The 620-nt window shown below is 61.8% G+C and carries 1 protein-coding gene; it reads right to left on the bottom strand.

Features of this window, described 5'->3' with window-relative positions; translation table 11 throughout:
- Positions 1-620 (bottom strand): formate--tetrahydrofolate ligase (locus tag WBQ96_RS28265; protein WP_336556350.1); only part of this gene is annotated, 620 nt, incomplete at both ends.

Raw genomic sequence — 620 nt, 5'->3', positions numbered from 1 at the left:
AGGAAGATCCTCTCCGACGACGGTGTCCTGGGCAGGCCTGGCATGGTCATGACCTCGCCGCAGATGGCGACGACGAAGCCGGCGCCGGCTGAGAGGCGCACCTCGCGCACCGGCACGGTGTGGCCGGTCGGCGCGCCTCTGAGATTGGGGTCGGTCGAGAAGGAATACTGCGTCTTGGCCATGCACACCGGCAGCTTGCCGTAGCCGGCCTGCTCCCAGGCATGAAGCTGGTCGCGCACGCTCTTGTCGGCAATCGCTTCGGAGCCGCGATAGATGCGCTGGACGATGGTGTTGATCTTGTCGAACAGGCCCATCTCTTCCGGGTAAAGCGGGGCGAACTGCGAAGCACCGCTTTCAGCAAGCTGAACCACCTTGTTGGCAAGCTCTTCAATGCCGGCCGAGCCATGCGCCCAGTGCTTGCACAGGATTGCTTCCTCGCCCATCGAAGCGACATAGTCCTTCAGCGCCTGGATCTCGGCGTCGGTGTCGGAATAGAAATGGTTGATGGCGACCACTGCCGGCACGCCAAACTGCTTGACGTTCTCGATGTGGCGGCCAAGATTGGCGCAGCCCTTCTTCACCGCCTCGATGTTTTCAGTGCCAAGATCTTCCTTCTTGAC

The sequence above is a fragment of the Mesorhizobium sp. CCNWLY176 genome (assembly GCF_037153935.1).
Classification (GTDB): Bacteria; Pseudomonadota; Alphaproteobacteria; order Rhizobiales; family Rhizobiaceae; genus Mesorhizobium_M; species Mesorhizobium_M zhangyense.
The sequence above is the reverse complement of the archived record's forward strand: the minus strand, read 5'-3'. Positions and strand labels throughout refer to the sequence as shown.